12 protein-coding genes and 3 tRNA genes are annotated in these 15,705 nt (G+C 40.0%); 4 read left to right on the top strand and 11 right to left on the bottom strand.

The features are described from left to right. Positions 1-21 precede the first annotated feature (21 nt). The 5 genes from hfq to tsaE form a co-directional block, all read right to left on the bottom strand. Positions 22-309, bottom strand: coding sequence for an RNA chaperone Hfq (gene hfq / locus GTH25_RS01185; protein WP_075672788.1), 288 nt, complete (start codon positions 307-309; stop codon positions 22-24). A gap of 109 nt (positions 310-418) precedes the next feature. Beyond that, a complete protein-coding gene (gene miaA / locus GTH25_RS01180; RefSeq protein WP_164530275.1) occupies positions 419-1,360 on the bottom strand; it encodes a tRNA (adenosine(37)-N6)-dimethylallyltransferase MiaA in 942 nt (313 codons plus the stop codon). After that, positions 1,329-3,341 carry a DNA mismatch repair endonuclease MutL gene (gene mutL / locus GTH25_RS01175; protein ID WP_099660285.1) on the bottom strand — a complete coding sequence of 671 codons (2,013 nt, stop codon included), beginning with the start codon at positions 3,339-3,341 and terminating at the stop codon, positions 1,329-1,331. The genes miaA and mutL overlap by 32 nt, the downstream gene beginning before the upstream one ends. Positions 3,342-3,364: 23 nt before the next feature. Beyond that, a complete protein-coding gene (locus tag GTH25_RS01170; protein WP_164530274.1) occupies positions 3,365-4,693 on the bottom strand; it encodes an N-acetylmuramoyl-L-alanine amidase in 1,329 nt (442 codons plus the stop codon). Positions 4,694-4,706: 13 nt separating this feature from the next. Continuing rightward, positions 4,707-5,174, bottom strand: coding sequence for a tRNA (adenosine(37)-N6)-threonylcarbamoyltransferase complex ATPase subunit type 1 TsaE (gene tsaE, locus GTH25_RS01165; RefSeq protein ID WP_075672785.1), 468 nt, complete (start codon positions 5,172-5,174; stop codon positions 4,707-4,709). 225 nt (positions 5,175-5,399) lie between these two features. Here tsaE and queG point away from each other — a divergent pair, with 225 nt between their 5' ends. Then, complete coding sequence (gene queG, locus GTH25_RS01160) at positions 5,400-6,554, top strand: tRNA epoxyqueuosine(34) reductase QueG (protein WP_075672784.1); 1,155 nt, start codon at positions 5,400-5,402, stop codon at positions 6,552-6,554. 717 nt (positions 6,555-7,271) lie between these two features. Here the strand turns inward: queG and GTH25_RS01155 are convergent. The 4 genes from GTH25_RS01155 to orn all read right to left on the bottom strand — a co-directional run bounded on the left by GTH25_RS01155 (position 7,272) and on the right by orn (position 8,282). Next, positions 7,272-7,347: transfer RNA gene (locus GTH25_RS01155), tRNA-Gly, on the bottom strand. Positions 7,348-7,382: 35 nt separating this feature from the next. Next, a tRNA-Gly gene (locus tag GTH25_RS01150) sits at positions 7,383-7,458 on the bottom strand. 36 nt (positions 7,459-7,494) lie between these two features. Beyond that, positions 7,495-7,570 (bottom strand) — tRNA-Gly (locus GTH25_RS01145). Between the two features lie 166 nt (positions 7,571-7,736). Then, entirely contained in the window at positions 7,737-8,282 is a 546-nt protein-coding gene (gene orn, locus GTH25_RS01140) for an oligoribonuclease (protein ID WP_006535770.1), read from the bottom strand. A 115-nt stretch (positions 8,283-8,397) separates the two neighbouring features. Here orn and rsgA point away from each other — a divergent pair, with 115 nt between their 5' ends. From rsgA to mscM, 3 genes are all read left to right on the top strand, one after another. Continuing rightward, positions 8,398-9,456 (top strand): small ribosomal subunit biogenesis GTPase RsgA, encoded by a 1,059-nt coding sequence (rsgA, locus tag GTH25_RS01135; RefSeq protein WP_164530273.1) that lies wholly within the window; start codon positions 8,398-8,400, stop codon positions 9,454-9,456. A gap of 88 nt (positions 9,457-9,544) precedes the next feature. Further along, entirely contained in the window at positions 9,545-10,441 is an 897-nt protein-coding gene (gene asd, locus GTH25_RS01130) for an archaetidylserine decarboxylase (protein ID WP_099660287.1), read from the top strand. Between the two features lie 22 nt (positions 10,442-10,463). Beyond that, on the top strand, positions 10,464-13,799 hold the full coding sequence (gene mscM, locus GTH25_RS01125) for a miniconductance mechanosensitive channel MscM (protein WP_099660288.1): 3,336 nt from the start codon (positions 10,464-10,466) through the stop codon (positions 13,797-13,799). 71 nt (positions 13,800-13,870) lie between these two features. On the opposite strand, the gene yigL is transcribed toward mscM, so the two are convergent. Next, positions 13,871-14,671: a sugar/pyridoxal phosphate phosphatase YigL gene (gene yigL, locus GTH25_RS01120; protein WP_075672781.1), complete on the bottom strand. Its 801-nt coding sequence runs from the start codon at positions 14,669-14,671 to the stop codon at positions 13,871-13,873. Positions 14,672-14,683: 12 nt separating this feature from the next. Beyond that, positions 14,684-15,688: a lysophospholipase L2 gene (gene pldB / locus GTH25_RS01115; protein ID WP_099660289.1), complete on the bottom strand. Its 1,005-nt coding sequence runs from the start codon at positions 15,686-15,688 to the stop codon at positions 14,684-14,686. Between the last annotated feature and the right edge of the window lie 17 nt (positions 15,689-15,705).

Genomic DNA, 15,705 nt, shown 5'->3' with positions numbered 1-15,705 from the left:
ATCTAGAATAATATTAGATTATTATTCTGCAACATCATCCTGCTGAGCAGCGCCACCATTGTAGCCTGTACCAGTTTGGTTCGTGCCTGTGTTGCTATGATGAGAAACAGGACGCGAAGGTACCACGGTAGAGATAGCATGTTTGTATACCATCTGACTTACTGTGTTTTTCAGCAAAATAACAAATTGGTCAAAAGATTCGATCTGACCCTGCAATTTAATGCCGTTTACCAAATAGATAGAAACGGGAACCCTTTCACGACGTAATGCGTTCAGGAAAGGATCTTGCAAAGATTGCCCCTTAGCCATTCTATGTTTTCCTTATTTTGTTGTTTTATATTAGAACCCAATTGGTTCGAAAAATGAACTACTCAAAAATTGCACTTTGGCAACTATCAATTTTACACAAACCTACCATCTATGCACTAACTACCTGCAAAACAGTGTCAAGAGATTGTTTTGGATCTTCACTATCAAGCCAGTGAATGTCATTCCAGCCTCTTAACCAGGTGATTTGTCGCTTCGCTAATTGCCGGGTAGCGCAGATCCCTCGATAAACCATCTCATCATAATCTATTTCGCCTGATAAATATGACCACATCTGGCGATAACCGACACAACGTACAGAAGGTAGATCTTCATGCAGATCGCCCCGTTCATATAATGATTTTACTTCATCTTCAAATCCACACGTTAACATCTGTTTAAAACGGGCTTCAATGCGTTGGTGAAGAACATTTCTATCTTTCGGAGCAATCGCAAACTGATAAACATCATAGGGCAAAGACTCGCCTGATATTTTTGTCAATTCCGTCATTGTCTTACCTGAAATCAGGTAAACTTCTAGCGCGCGAGAAAGTCGTTGAGGATCATTAGGGTGGATCCGTTGTGCTGCTACGGGATCAACCAATGCTAACTCTTTATGTATTGCCTCCCACCCTTGTTCTGCTGCTTTTTTTTCTATTTCAGCACGAACATCCGAATTGGCACTGGGTAAAGGCGATAGACCTTCAAGTAACGCTTTAAAATATAGCATAGTCCCACCCACTAATAGTGGAATTCGCCCAGCCGCAGTAATTTCTTCCATTGCATTTAGTGCATCACGTCGAAAATCTGCAGCTGAATAGGGAAATGCGGGATCTAGAATATCAATTAATCGATGTGGAGCAAGCGATTGCTCATTCGCATCCGGCTTCGCTGTACCGATATCCATACCACGATAGATAAGAGCTGAATCCACGCTAATAATATCTACAGGCAGTTTCTGTCTCAGTGCAATTGCTAATGCTGTTTTACCTGACGCTGTAGGTCCCATTAGAGAAATTGCTTTAGGTTTTATTTGCGTGTTCACATCGCTCATTATTTAATGCCACTACCACCGGTTGTAAATCAATTAATTGTAATAAGTTTTTTGCTGGCTGTCTGACATATTGAGGGCAGAGTCTTTCAATATCAGCCAATAATCCTACTGCTTGAGCTTGCGACCATTGCGCCTGCTCTGCCCCTAATTGTTTTGCAAACCATTGTCCAAGTTGTTGCTCAGTACAAGATTTTTCTGCTGACAAATAGGCTAATAATTCGGTCAGCAACACAGGTAAATTTTGCTGGCGCAAAGGTAACGACACCGCATGTATTGTTGCTTTACCGTGAGAAATTTCGATAACGATCCCGAAATGACTAATTAGCGATTGAAACTGATTGAATACACTAATTTCTTCTTTGTTCAATACCAATTTTAAAGGCACTAACAAAGGTTGTGGCTTCAATATTTCATCTTTAGGCAGTAATTGCGCACATTTTAACAGAAAATCAGCTTCTTCCAATGATAACAGCCCAAGACCTTGTGAAGATTCTATTAACGCATATTTGTGCTGATAAATTGCCAATACTCGCCCAAAAGTATAATCAGTTTGTCCATCTTTCGCATTGACGGAACGAGGCATCACCGAAATAACATTTTCTTCGATATTATTAGTTGTATGAACGATTTCACCTAAATTCAATGGGGCACGATCAGGAAATAGTGGTATTTTTTCTTTATCTTTTGATGTGGATACACTTTCTTGCATCATTTTTTGATAAAGCGCACCTTGTGTCCGTTGGTAACTTTCACCAAATTGACGATGATCTCCAAATTGAGAGCCCTGTTTTTTTTGATGAAGGTTATTGTTGTTCTCTCGTTCATTGGCGTTGTGTGATGATGTATTTGGTGGAGTTTGAGCCACAGGTACTTGATAAGGCTGAGAAAATACGTTTTCGCCTGCAACTTGACGGTTTTCAGGAAAATTTAACGCTATTTCGTGTTCTTCTTCGTCATCTGACGTCAGTGATAAAGGCTCTTGCGTTGCTTGTCGTAAAACACTCAATACACCTTGATAAATAAAATCATGAACCAAACGAGATTCATGAAAACGAACTTCATGTTTCGCAGGATGCACGTTTACATCGACTTGGTGAGGATCAACACTTAAGTACAAGATGTAAGAAGGTTGCTGCTCTCCTTGCAAATAACCTTCGTAAGCTTGACGAATAGCATGATTAATCAACCTATCACGCATCATTCGTCCATTCACATAGCAATACTGAATTTCACTACTTTGCACTGGTGATAAAGGGTGTTCTACCCAACCCTTTATTGCTAAATCACCATGTTCCCACGATAAATGCATTGATTGATTGACAAAATTATTACCACAAATCGCACTCAAACGGCGATTTTGCTGACTTTCATCCTTCACTGCACGGTATTGCCGAACTCGCTTACCGTTATGGGTAAGGTTTATAGAGATATCAAAACGCGATAATGCAATGCGGCGTACCACTTCATCAATATGTGCAAACTCTGTTTTTTCAGTACGTAAGAATTTACGTCTTGCTGGCGTGTTATAAAAGAGATCAAGCACTTCAACTGTACTTCCGACAGGATGAGCGGCAGGTTTAACAGTCACCGCCATATCTCTGCCTTCAGCGTAAGCTTGCCATGCTTCTTCTTGATCTTGAGTACGTGATGTCAGTGTTAAACGGGAAACTGAGCTAATACTCGCTAATGCTTCACCACGAAAACCCATACTCATTATGGCTTCGAGATCGTCAAGACTTGATATTTTGCTGGTTGCATGGCGAGCAAGTGCTAACTTCAAATCATCACGATTGATACCACATCCATTATCACGAATACGAATAAGCTTGGCGCCACCTTTATCGATATCAATATCAATTGAGGTCGCGCCTGCGTCTAAACTATTTTCCAGTAACTCTTTAACGACAGAGGCTGGTCTTTCAACAACTTCCCCTGCGGCAATTTGGTTTGCAAGCTGAGGAGGTAATAAATTTATCGCCATTACCTTTATTCCATTTTACTCAATCAATTAGGCGCGTTTTGTAAAGGATGAGCCAGAAAATAATTTCTTAAACCCGCGTGAATAGATGTCGCAAGTTTCTCTTGATAAGCATCAGATATCAGTAATTGCTCTTCTGCTGCGTTGCTGATAAAGCCTGTTTCAACTAAAATTGAAGGGATATCAGGTGAACGTAACACACCTAAGCTCGCATGTTCTGGTGTTTTCTTATGTAGTGAACCCACTTTTCTTAGTTCAGACAATACAGCAACAGCAACGTCATAACCTACTCGCTGCGAATTACCAAACTGCAAATCAAGCACTGTTTGACTTAAATAAGGATCAGCACCATCCAATGCGTCGCCGGCACCACCGAGTAATTCAGACTGTTTCTCGCTTTGTTCAAGCCACTTACCTAACTCACTGTTTGCACGACGATTAGAAAGCACCCATACAGAAGCACCCCTTGCGCTGCGATTTGGCGCTGAGTCTGCATGAATAGACACTAACATATTCGCACTTTGCTTACGGGCAACTTCAGAGCGCCCGGCAACTGAGATAAAATAATCGCCACTACGTGTTAGAACAGGTTTAAACATAGGATCATTACGTAAGCGCGCTTCCAACTTCCTTGCCACACTTAGCGTTACGTCTTTTTCACGATTACCTTTCTGACCAATTGCTCCCGGATCTTGCCCACCATGACCCGCGTCTATCGCAATAATAATTTGGCGAGAGCCCGCTTGTGGTTTTGATGGTGCATTACGTGGTGGCTTTACAATAGGAACAACAGGTGTGACTTCTGCTGTCGGCTTGGTCATTAAAGGCGCCATTTCCCTATTTGTATTTGCAGTTGATGTAGTTGTGGTTGCTGTCGGTGATAACGTAACAACACTGACTGCCGATTGAGCATTGCTATTTTGTCGATTATTTATAGTTTTGATAGTAAGCACTAACTTATAGCCACCACTTACATTCATTAAACTCTCAGTTACGACAACAGGCTGGGCAAGCTCCAGTACTATACTTTGGTATTGGCTATCTTTTGATTGCGTTGTACGAATTTTATGAACTAATAGGCCGTTACCTAATGTTGCAGGTAATCCTGTAATTTTTGTGTTCTGTTTAAAATCCATCACCAAACGGTCAGGGCTTTTTAATGAGTAATATCGATAACTCGGCTTCCCATCACTAAAAGTGAACGTGAGAGTTGTTGCTGAAATACCGTTTTCTGCTTTTACTTCTGTCACAGTCGCGGCTTGTGCTATTTGCACAAAAAATAAAGACAAAACAACCAACAGAAAGGCAACAACATAGCGCTGACTTTGACTCACAATGGTGATGAGACTCGACATAATCAATATTCCTTTATGCAGACTGAATACGGGATAAAACAGTATTCCCTCTTTGTGAAAGGGCAACAAAACGCGCTTTTCGACCTTCATCTTCGTAACTTAAATGAAGTTCTAAATCAGCGTTTGGTAAAAAGCCTTCGCCTTGCGATGGCCATTCAATAAGGCATAACGCGTCTTGCTCAAAATAGTCGCGTATTCCCATAAACTCCAACTCTTCAGCAGAAGCTAAACGATAAAGATCAAAATGATAAACAGGATTTGGCGAAAGCATATAGGGCTCAACTAATGTATATGTTGGGCTTTTAACATGCCCTTGATGACCAAGCGCTTGCAAAAAGCCTCGGCTAAAGGTTGTTTTTCCAGCACCAAGATCGCCATATAAATAAATGATCAATCCGCTATGATTAGTCGCCATTGCAACAGCACGCCCGAGTTCAACTGTCGCCGCTTCATCTTCTAATGTAACAACCCATTCTTTCATATTTAATATAATCTATTGTTAAGTTATAACGGCTTAATAAAGAGAGATCATTGGAGAACATCAAATACTAAGCTTTATATGTTTTCTTAAGGCAAATAGTTATCGAAATCACTATCAAATAACCATACCATAAATCTATTTATTGCGAGGATTTTTCCTACTGCCTCACTATGATACACTGCGCGCTCTTAGGACTCACCTCTTACCTATTGATTCGGTTTATTCATGTCATCACTCGATCTTAATCTTCTCGCTCAAAACATTAAATTATGGGGTTCTGAGCTAGGTTTTCAACAAACAGGGATATGTGATACTGACTTATCACCTGAAGAACCTCGCCTGCAAGCGTGGTTAGATAAGCAATATCACGGTGAAATGGCGTGGATGGAAAAGTATGGAATGACACGAGCCAGACCTCATGAACTGGTTCCGGGTACATTACGTATTATCAGTGTGAGAATGAATTATCTTCCTACGGATGCTGCTTTTGCACGAACCCTAAATAATCCAGAACAAGGTTATATCAGCCGTTATGCACTTGGTCGGGATTATCACAAAGTATTAAGACAACGTCTTAAAAAACTCGGTGAAAGAATTTCACAATATTGTCAGCAATTCGAATATCAAGGGGTAGTCAACTTTCGTCCTTTCGTTGATTCAGCACCTATTATGGAGAGACCATTAGCCGTTAAGGCAGGTCTTGGTTGGGTTGGTAAACACTCACTTGTTATTAACAATCAAGCAGGCTCTTGGTTTTTCCTTGGTGAATTACTGATTGATTTACCTTTACCTACGGATAACCCAGTTGAAGAGCAATGCGGTAAATGTGTCGCCTGTATGACAACCTGCCCGACAGGTGCCATTGTTGAACCTTATACTATTGATGCTCGTCGCTGTATTTCTTATCTCACTATCGAACTCGATGGCGCTATTCCTGAAGAATTTCGTCCTCTGATGGGTAATCGTATTTATGGCTGTGATGATTGCCAGCTTATCTGCCCTTGGAATCGTTTTTCATCACTGACTGACGAAGAAGATTTCTCTCCAAGAAGAGCGCTTCATACCCCAGAATTACTCGATCTTTTCCAATGGAATGAAGATAAATTTCTGCGTATTACAGAGGGTTCACCGATCCGCCGTATTGGCTATTTACGTTGGCTTAGAAATATTAGCGTGGCGTTAGGAAATGCACCTTATCAAGATAAAATTATACTTGCCTTGCAAGAACGCTTTGGATTGAGTGATGTTTTAGATGAACATTTAAACTGGGCGATTGCACAACAGACAGCAAAGAGAAATGAGAAAGAAGTAAAAATACAGACTTCACAACAAAAACGCTTAGTAAGGGCGATAACTAAAGGCTTACCTCGTGACGCTTAATTTTTAACAGAATAAACGCATTACGAGTAACCATTAATTTCCTCTGTGAATAAAATAAAAATCCCTTGCCTATCAACATGAACAAAAAATTCAAGCGAACTAAGACTCAAAATTTAAAAAATTAAAATAAACTTAGTTATCAATTAGATATAAAATACAATCATTTTATTGAAGAGAATAATATCCTAATCACTTAATGATACGTGCTTGTGGATAACTCTGTGCAGTAAAAAAATAAATAGTGCTTAGATGCGATGGTTATCAGCATCTCACTGTGGATAAATCGGTTTGGGAAGATTTAAAGAATAGTAGAATATATATCACGTTTTTTTAAAGAAAAGCCTGAAAAACCCTTTTCTTTTTCTAAAATACTATTCAATGCATGTTTAACAGAATAAAGGCCTAAATCCTAAAAAATGATCTTACCTCTCGTTTCCCCCTAAATGAGGAAAGGCGCACATTCTAGTGCTGTCAAAATAGAAATGCAAGCAAAGATCAAAGATAGATCACAAAAAAATAGCTTGATCTTACATGCAGTAATGCCATTTTCTTTTTTGAGCAAAAATCCTACACACTCTCTTTGCGCGTATTAAGTAAAATTCCTTAACCTGCACCCTAAAACAGTGTAGTCGATATTTAAAAAAGCGAGAGAAAAAATTAAAATTTTCTTTATGGAGATTAAAAAATGAGATTTTATGAAGCAGAAGAGAAAAAACTTGGAGCGGGAAACGAGACTCGAACTCGCGACCCCAACCTTGGCAAGGTTGTGCTCTACCAACTGAGCTATTCCCGCATTTGGTAAGTTTTGACAATTATAAGTGAAAGATTTGGAGCGGGAAACGAGACTCGAACTCGCGACCCCAACCTTGGCAAGGTTGTGCTCTACCAACTGAGCTATTCCCGCGTCGCATAATACTACTAATAATTGTCTAAGAAAGATTGGAGCGGGAAACGAGACTCGAACTCGCGACCCCAACCTTGGCAAGGTTGTGCTCTACCAACTGAGCTATTCCCGCGTCTTTCTTACACCCGTATAAACAAAATTCTTCATCGGTACGGGAAGCGCATTATACGAGAAAAATGCTTAACCGCAAGCCCTTATCAACAAAAAAATACGTTTTTTTGATTACATGTCGATAAAATCATCATAGTGATGCAATATCAATCATCAATGCACGCTTTTTACTCTTTAATAAAGGTTTTACGATAATAAGCAAGCTCTGCAATAGATTCACGAATATCATCTAATGCCTGATGCGTATTCTTTTTCTCAAAACCTTCTAAAATTTCAGGTTTCCAACGACGAGCTAATTCTTTTAATGTGCTCACATCAAGATAACGGTAGTGAAAATATTGCTCTAGCTCTGGCATATAACGGTATAGAAAACGTCTATCTTGCCCCACACTATTACCACAGATAGGTGATACACCTTTTGGTACCCATTTTTCTAGGAATTCAATTGTCGCTTTTTGTGCTGAATTATCATCATACGAACTGGCTTTTACCCGCTCAACTAAGCCGCTACCAGTGTGGGTGCGTGTATTCCATTCATCCATTAAACTTAATTGTTCATCTGATTGATGTACTGCAATTACGGGGCCTTCGGCTAAAATATTAAGTTGAGGATCTGTCACGATAGTGGCAATTTCGATGATACGGTCACATTCAGGATCAAGACCGGTCATTTCCAGATCTATCCAGATCAGATTATTCTCGCTTTTTGACATAATATATCCTAGCTGTTTCTAAGTGTGAGACATGATATTTTAGCGTTTATCATAGCGCGTTTACTCAATAAGCACGACAGAAGAACATCTAACCGAATAATACAAGTGAGGATCGGTGACAAAACGTAAATTATCTAAAGGCCAGCAACGCCGAGTACAAGAAAATCATAAAAAGCGTTTGCAGAGCAAAGAGAAAAAAAACCACGTTGAATTAGACGATACGCAATTAGGCGAAGCGACCGAAGGTTTAGTGATCAGCCGTTTTGGTCAACATGCAGATATCGAAGCTGCTGATGGCACAATTACACGCTGCAATATTCGACGCACAATTTCATCACTGATCACAGGTGATAAAGTTGTTTGGCGTCCTGCGCTACAAACACAAGAAAATGTCCGCATAAATGGTATTGTAGAAGCTGTGCACGAACGAACTTCCGTACTTACTCGTCCTGACTATTATGATGGTATTAAGCCTATTGCCGCTAATATTGATCAAATTATTATCGTTTCGGCTATATTACCTGAACTTTCTTTAAATATTATCGATCGTTACCTTGTTGCATGTGAAACCTTAAATGTTGAGCCTCTAATTGTGCTCAATAAAATCGATATGTTAGATGAAGAAAGCCGTAAGACAGTTAGTGAATGGATGCAGACTTATAAAGATATTGGTTATCGTGTTCTTGAAGTTTCTAGCTATACCAAAGAAGGATTAGACGCGCTGACTCAAGAGCTTATCGGCCGTATCTCTATTTTTGCAGGGCAATCTGGTGTCGGTAAATCAAGCTTACTTAACACGCTGTTACCTCCAATGGAAGAAAGCATTGTTGTTAATCAAGTCTCTGACAACTCAGGTTTAGGCCAACATACCACAACCGCATCACGGCTTTACCATTTCCCACAAGGCGGAGATGTGATTGACTCTCCAGGAGTACGTGAGTTTGGTTTATGGCACTTAACGCCAGAGCAAGTAACAAAAGGTTTTATTGAATTTAGACCATACCTTGGTGGTTGTAAATTCCGTGATTGTAAGCACTTAGATGATCCGGGTTGCTTAATTAGTGAAGCGGTAAGAAACAACGAAATCGCAGAAACGCGATTTGAAAACTACCATCGAATTCTAGAAAGTATGAGCCAGGTGAAAGTTCGTAAGAACATTAATTTAGACTCTTAATAATTGATTCACTGACAACCCTATTAAGGGTGGGTACAATAGACCCCTTTTGTCTATTTTTTATCGTTTAATCCCAGAGGTTGCCATTTTGGACAAGCTAAAAATTAAACTACAGTATTTATTGCCTAAATTATGGCTGACACAGTTAGCAGGTTGGTTCGCAAATAAAAAAGCGGGTGCCATCACCCAGTTTGTTATCAAGACTTTTGCGAAAGCGTATAAAGTCGATATGAATGAAGCAAAAGACAGCCAGTTCCAAGCTTATTCTACATTCAACGATTTTTTTATTCGTGCTTTAAAAGACGGTGTTCGCCCTATCGTTGAAGGTGATGACAAACTAGCATTACCAGCTGATGGTGCAGTAAGCCAACTTGGTCTAATTCAAGATGATCAAATCTTGCAAGCCAAAGGGCATCACTACACCCTTGAAGCATTACTTGCTGGTAATTTTATGTTGGCAGATCAGTTCCGTAATGGTCAGTTTATTACAACATATCTTTCTCCTCGTGATTACCACCGTGTTCATATGCCTTGTGATGGTTTATTAAAAGAGATGATTTATGTTCCAGGCGATCTCTTCTCTGTTAATCCATTAACAGCCGCCAATGTCCCTAATCTATTTGCACGTAATGAACGTATTATCTGCCTCTTTGAAACTCAATTTGGCCCAATGATACAAATTCTGGTTGGTGCAACAATTGTCGGCAGTATTGAAACAGTTTGGTGTGGCATGGTAACCCCACCTCGTGAAGGTATTATTAAACGTTGGACATATCCTCAGGCAGATAAAGCAGGAGCGATATTCTTGAAAAAAGGTGAAGAAATGGGCCGATTTAAGTTAGGCTCAACAGTCATCAACCTTTTCCCAGAAAATACTGTTCAATTGAATAAAGATCTTATGAATGGCTCCGTTACATTAATGGGGGAACAGCTGGGTTCCATCATTAATGTCGCTGGTAATGACAATAATGCCATCAGTGAATAACACGTAATTCGGAGTAACCTTTGTGCGCCTGATAATCAGTCTTTTCTTCTCGCTCTTTTTGACACTTTCGTTAAGCACATCTGCAATATCTGCGGATGTGGAGAAATTACGTCAAGACATTAAACAACTTGAAGGAAGCACCAATCCTCAAGATATTGAGGCAATTCAGGCGCTACAAGGTACTATCAACTGGATTAATGATGGTGAAAAAGCGCAAACAAACGCAGATAGCTATCAAAAAACCATTGATGATTATCCTCAAATTACGCAAGAGTTAAGAACCAAGCTTCTTGAAGAAAGCCACGCTGTTCCTACTATTCCTGAAAAAATTAGCATCCCTGATTTAGAACAGAAAATTATTCAAATCAGCAGCCAATTAATGGAACAAGCGAGGCTTCAACAACAAGAACAAGATAAAAGCCGTGAAATCAGCGAGTCTTTAAATTTATTGCCTCAACAACTCTCTGAAGCACGTCGTTTATTAAGTGATGCAACAGCAAGACTTGCCTCTGTCAGTGCATCAACAACACCGTTAACAGAAGCACAAAATAAGCTCACACAAGCTGAAGTCACCGCACGTAAAGCGATGGTTAATGAGCTTGAAATGGCACAGCTTTCCGCTAATAACCGCCAAGAAATCGCTCGCCTTCGCTTAGAATTATTTAAAAAACGCTATCAGCGTCTTGATGTACAACTACAACAATTGCGCAGTTTATTAAATATAAAGCGCCAAGAAGTGGCTGATCTCGCATTAGAAAAAACAGAAATGTTAGCGGAGAAAGGGGGCGAGCTTCCTGAGTTTCTGACAAAGCAAATCCAAACTAACCGTGAACTCTCTCAGATCCTGAATAGACAAACTCAAGAAATGAGCGAGCTATCAGAAAAACAGCGTATTACTACACAACAGACACAACAAGTTCGTCAAACCCTCACCACTATACGAGAACAAGCACAGTGGCTAAGTGGTTCTACTGCATTAGGTGAAGCATTAAGAACACAGCTTTCTCGCTTACCGGAAATGCCTCGTTCACAAGAGCTTGATAGAGATATCATTCAGTTACGTGTTGAGCGTTTAGGTTATGAGGATATGCTGGAAAACCTAAGTAAGATCCAGCCACCAGAAACTGCCGATGGCTCTAAATTGCCTGAAGCTCAACAATATATTTTTGATTCTCTTATCCAAGCACGTCATGAATTATTGAATTCATTACTATCCGGTTATGATTCTCAAATTCTTGAATTAACAAAACTAAAAGTTGCAACAACACAATTAGCGGATGCTTTAAAAGAAACAAAAGATGCAACAAACCGTTATATGTTCTGGGTTGCTGATATCAGCCCTATTAAATTTAATTATCCGGTTTTATTAGTCAAAGATATCACTCGACTGCTTTCGCTAGATACCTTTTCACAATTAGGTCATGCAGCGGTCAGCATGCTTAAAAATCAGGATACATTCCTATTCTTATTTGTCACTTTATCGATTGTGGGCTTTAGTCTGCGTACTCGAAAACATTACAACGCATTTCTTGAAAGAGTCAGTAACCGTATTGGTAAAGTCACACAAGATCACTTTTCACTGACGATACGCACTGTCTTTTGGTCTATTTTAATTGCGTTACCATTACCTCTGTTATGGTCTGCTGTAGGTTATGGCTTACAAAGTGTTGAATGGCGTTATCCAATGGCAGGAGCGATTGGATATGGGGTAACAGCCGCGGCACCGGTGCTGTGGTTATTTATGATCAGTGCAACCTTTGCACGTCATAACGGTCTATTTATTGCTCAATTTAAATGGAAAGAGAGCCGTGTTAAAAAAGCGATGCGCTTTTACCAGCTTTCTATTTTTGTCATCGTTCCATTAATGATGTCATTAATTACCTTTGAATATTATAGCGATAGAGAGTTTGCACCGACAGTTGGTCGCTTCTGCTTCTTATTGCTCTGTATCGCTCTAAGCTTTATTACGTCTAGCCTTAAAAAAGCCCACGTTCCGCTTTATCTTGATAAACATGGATCTGGGGATAACCTGATCAACACCATTTTATGGTGGTTCTTGCTGCTTGCCCCGGTAATTGCGGGTTTAGCCGCGGTGTTAGGTTATCTTTCTACATCGATTGTCTTACTCGGTCGTTTAGAAATGTCTGTCGCCATTTGGTTTGCTCTACTGATTATTTATCACATTATTCAGCGATGGATGCTTATTCAGCGCCGGAAATTAGCCTTTGAACGCGCTAAACAAAAACGTGCAGAAATTCTGGCTCAGCGTGCAAAAGGTGAAGATGAAAATACGATTATTGGGAGCAGTGGTGAAAGCACAGTAGGGCTTGAAATTGAAGCGCAAGAAATAGACCTTGATGCTATCAGTGCCCAATCTATTGGTTTAGTTCGCTCAATTCTGACAATGATTGCATTAGTTTCGATGATCTTATTGTGGTCCGAATTAAACACTGCGTTCTCTTTCGTCGATAATATTCGACTTTGGGACGTCACCTCATCGGTGAATGGTGTTAACACAGTGCAACCTATCACGATGGGCTCTATTTTAGTGGCGATCCTCGTCATTATCATCACAACCCAATTAGTTCGAAACCTTCCTGCTTTACTTGAGTTAGCTATTTTACAGCACCTTGATTTAACACCAGGTACAGGTTACGCCATTACTACCATGACCAAATACACCATAACTTTAATTGGTAGTATTGTGGGCTTCTCTTTATTAGGGATTGAATGGTCAAAATTACAGTGGCTAGTAGCAGCAATGGGGGTTGGGTTAGGTTTTGGTTTACAAGAAATTTTTGCCAACATCATTTCTGGTTTAATGATCTTATTTGAAAAACCAATCCGTATTGGCGATACCGTTACCATTCGTAATTTGACCGGAAATATTTCTAAGATCAACACACGGGCAACTACGTTGACCGACTGGGATAGAAAAGAAATTATCGTACCGAATAAAGCCTTTATTACAGAGCAATTTATTAACTGGTCGCTATCAGATTCCGTCACCCGTATCGTAATGACGATCCCTGCGCCTGCTGACTGCAACAGTGAACAAGTAACCAATGTGCTATTAGAAGCCTCAAAACGCTCTACGATGATTTTAGAAAACCCAGCACCTGAAGTTTATCTGGTCGATTTACAGCAAGGTATTCAGATTTTCGAATTACGTGTTTATGCTGCAGAGATGGGGCATAGAATGCCAGCAAGACACGAGATCCACCAAAATATTCTCTTAGCCTTTGCAGAGCACGGTATCCCATTACCGTTCCCGCCATTCCAAGCAAGAGTGGATATGATGGGTAATACAATTCGTAGCTCAATGCGAGCAACACCAAGAGAAGTAGGCGGATTATAAGTTTCACTTCAATGAATGTAAAAATACAAAAAGGCGAACAACATGTTGTTCGCCTTTTGCTTTAGAGAAAATCACACTTGGTATAGTTTGCGTAAATAATGAGGAACGGCTTCATCAGCGTTCGTACCAATCACTTCCATATTAGGTAGTAGATCCTTTAATGTCTGATGTGCATTTTCCATAATGCAGCCTTTACCTGCCACCTGTAGCATTTCTTTGTCATTCATACCATCACCAAATGCGATAGCATCTTTTGCAGAGTGTTGCATCAGTTCAGCCACTTTCTCTAGTGCCTCACCTTTAGATACGCCCCCAGCCATCACCTCTAAGCAATTACGCAGTGAGAAACTCACATTGACCTTATCACCCCAGCGCTGATTAATTTCATTCTCTAGCTTCAGTAATAGTTCATGATCATCAGAGGTGAAGAAGACCTTACACACATTGGTGGTTGGAAATCCTGTTTTGCAATATAACTCATAGCCAAAGTCTGACTCTCGAAAAAACTCACAAGCCCCAGGCATCTCTTTATTAACGTACCAGTAGTCACCAGCATAGATATTAGTTTCAATTTCAGGGTGATCAAAAACCATAAGAGCCAAGTCATACGCAATTTCAGGCTCAAGATCTTGGCTAAAAATAAGATCACCATGCGTGTTATGCACTCGCGCACCATTAGAGGTTATCATATAAGCGTTAATGCCTAATCCATCACGAATTTGAGCAACATCAACATGATGACGACCTGTTGCAAATACAAAATGCACACCTTTATTAATAAGTAGATGCAGGGTTTCTTGCGTATAGGGAGTTAATACATGATTAGGTGATAACAGTGTGCCATCAAGATCTGAAGCGACTATCGAATACATACACATTCCTGATTAAAATAAATGCTTATCATAAAACTCACAGATTTCATTTAATGCTTGTGAGCGTAGCTTATCTATTTCGAACAAGATTTCATGATGCGCACCCTCAATCACCAGTGGCAGTTTTTGCTTTTCTTCTCTTGTTCTGGACTGACTATAACGTTCACAGAAAGCCCTTAGCTCTTGATTATCTACCACTTTATCAAGCTCTGCTTCGAGCACTAATAGAGGGGTATTAATCTCTCCCGCATGTTCAATTAACCAATCTCCCATTTTTAGACTTTCCCCCATCCAATGATAAGTAGGTCCGCCTAATCGTAGTTCTGGAAAATCAGCATAATAACGTAAATACCGACGATATCGCTCATGGCTATGTGTTAACACATTAAGGATAAATGGCAGTGGAAACCATTTACCTGTTGATACCGCGTAGTTATTTCTTTCAGATTGACTTTGTTCTGCTCGGTTAACTAAAAAATTAGCTACCCAGCGAGGTATAGGTAATTTAATACCAAACATCGGCGCACTTAATGCAGCGGCTTTAAAAACATGAGGTTGCTTTAGAAGATACCCCGCTAAGATAGCACCGCCCATTGAGTGAGCTAACGCAAAATAATGTGGGTATTGAAAAGGCAACACTACCGTATCAACGAATGTCGAGAAATCATCGATATAATCACTGAATTTCTCTACATGCCCTTTTTGCGTATCTTCTAATAGTCTGTCAGAAAGCCCTTGTCCTCGATGGTCGAGAAGAAAAATATCATAGCCTGAGTGAAAGAAATCAAATGCAACTTCAGGGTACTTTACATAGCTTTCACTACGGCCTGAAGCAATAACCAGTGCTTTATTGTGCGATGGTGAGCGCCAATGAACATAGCGAATTTTTGCCCTATCAACACCAACAAATTCACCTTCTTCACGTTGCCCCCAAAAATCCAATAAGAGACCGTTCGTAAATGCAGAAAACTGCTTTTCACGCGATAACCACGAATATTTAAACAGAGTGGTTGTCATTGGCTCTCCTTATTGGC

Origin of the sequence: Proteus terrae subsp. cibarius (genome assembly GCF_011045835.1) — a bacterium.
In the GTDB taxonomy this organism is placed as follows: Bacteria; Pseudomonadota; Gammaproteobacteria; order Enterobacterales; family Enterobacteriaceae; genus Proteus; species Proteus cibarius.
This window is presented reverse-complemented; position numbering and strand designations above follow the sequence as displayed.